The 1,883-nt window shown below is 43.1% G+C and carries 3 protein-coding genes; all 3 read right to left on the minus strand.

The annotated features are described in order from the left end of the window. Positions 1 to 220 (minus strand): hypothetical protein (locus tag EMM73_RS19695; RefSeq protein ID WP_145987577.1); only part of this gene is annotated, 220 nt, incomplete at its 3' end. A 614-nt stretch (positions 221 to 834) separates the two neighbouring features. Further along, the gene (locus EMM73_RS20430; RefSeq protein ID WP_261373504.1) at positions 835 to 1,497 is read right to left on the minus strand and encodes an RHS repeat-associated core domain-containing protein; all 663 of its coding nucleotides are present in this window, start codon (positions 1,495 to 1,497) and stop codon (positions 835 to 837) included. Position 1,498: 1 nt separating this feature from the next. After that, the gene (locus EMM73_RS20435; RefSeq protein ID WP_458351836.1) at positions 1,499 to 1,819 is read right to left on the minus strand and encodes an RHS domain-containing protein; all 321 of its coding nucleotides are present in this window, start codon (positions 1,817 to 1,819) and stop codon (positions 1,499 to 1,501) included. Positions 1,820 to 1,883: the final 64 nt, after the last annotated feature.

Below are 1,883 nucleotides of genomic sequence, written 5' to 3' on the forward strand. Positions count from 1 at the left end.
CATTGACCGCATAAGAGTAATTCACCCTGTTGCCACCAGGATAGGTTTGGCTGATAACCCGGCCCACAGTGTCGTAACCCCAGGTGGTCACATCATTCCAGCTGCCGGCATAGTTGGCTGCCAGAGTGGTTTGAGTTTGGCTGCTTAATAAACCCCATTCATTAAATTGGTAACTGGTGGAGCCAATGCCATCACTGCCGACTCTGTTGAGTGACGCCACCGACCCATCTGGAATAGCTGCACCATCATCTTCCGTTTCAATTGCATACAGAATTCTTAAAATGCGCTTATTTTCAGCGTAAACGCATTATTTATATCCCGTGTAAATTGAAAAGCAGAGGTAAGGTACAAGGCCTTACCCTGAGTTCTAATCACGCATCATAAAACTTAAAATAACCCAACTTAGTGAAAATATTAGTCAGAAAAGGTGGAAAAAAAATGCTCACGATTAGTACAACCTCAGAATTCGTATTGAAAGCTACTAAGGAATAAAAAACACCAATCATTAACAATAAATAAGCAACTTCAAAAGAAATTGATACTTCTCTTACCAATACTCGGTCAAATAATCTACCTAAAAATGAGTACACCAAAGTTTCCGAAATACTTAGTTTCAGTTCAGACGTACGATTTTCGACTTTAAAAAAACCAATCACGTATAACCCAAAAGCAAGTAGAAAAACAGTAAGAAAAAGCTCATCACCATGACTTTGCAGAATAACAACTGATATAAAAAAAGTCAGAGAGTTGAAAAAAAGTGTCTTACAACGAAACATGTGAACCTCCATACGATAGGTGTAAAGCTACTTACACCTATCAAAAAAAACAACTCGATTATTCGTCTAAACAGCCACTAACCCAAGGCGTTTCGAATGCCTTGCCACTGAGAACTCCGCTTTGTCTCTGGTAGTAGCCACCTGTAGAGAAGTTAATATGTGCTTCTGTTTGTATATAGTCACCGGCATGAAATTGCACGGCATAATTCATGCCATACGAAAGAGCTCCCGCTGTTGCCGCAACAATCGACAACGGTGGAAACTTAGCGGCACCAGCCCCTGCAATCCATCCAATCTCAGCGAATCGCTTGCCAACATCAGAGTTACCTGCATTCGCCATGTTGGCTTGCTCTTGAGACATAGTGAGACTTCTTAAAGACATTGACGAATATCCAGCAAGGTCTTTATTTGATGGGGTTCCTTTTCCCGTTTCGCACTTGCAGCTTGAAAGACCGAAAGGATCATATTTCATAATTGGATTCCCTTCCACATAGCCATAAGTATTCAACCCACCCGCCAAACCAATAGGGTCACTCTGCAAATAGCGCCCTAAAGTCGCATCATAATCCCTGAAGTAGTTGTACCAGCTGGCTTTTTCAGAGTCCCAGTATTGTCCTGGAAAGCCGATATTAAACTCGCCAATACTTGTACTTAACACAGAGCGGTCAAAGGCCTCCAGCTTAGCCCGCCATACTATCGCTTTGCTGGCATTGGTGATCACTTCAGGCCTGCCTAAATGGTCGTTGTGCACATAATACAGCTGGTTGTTNGGCCTCCAGCTTAGCCCGCCATACTATCGCTTTGCTGGCATTGGTGATCACTTCAGGCCTGCCTAAATGGTCGTTGTGCACATAATACAGCTGGTTGTTCAGAATATAACCCACCACCTGACCATTAAAATAAATGTACTGTTTGCTGGTGCCTTCGGCTAATAACTGGCCTTGTGGGCTATAGATAAACCTCGTTTCAACACTGCCTACTTTTTTATACACCCGCTGGCCCAATGCGTTGTATCTGTACTGTGCTGAACCTGCGCTCGCCATCCGGTTATCGTTGTTGTAGCTGTAGCTGATCACACTGCCATCAAAACGTTTTTCAGTTTTCAGA

This window comes from Rheinheimera sediminis (assembly GCF_004005375.1).
Classification (GTDB): domain Bacteria; phylum Pseudomonadota; class Gammaproteobacteria; order Enterobacterales; family Alteromonadaceae; genus Pararheinheimera.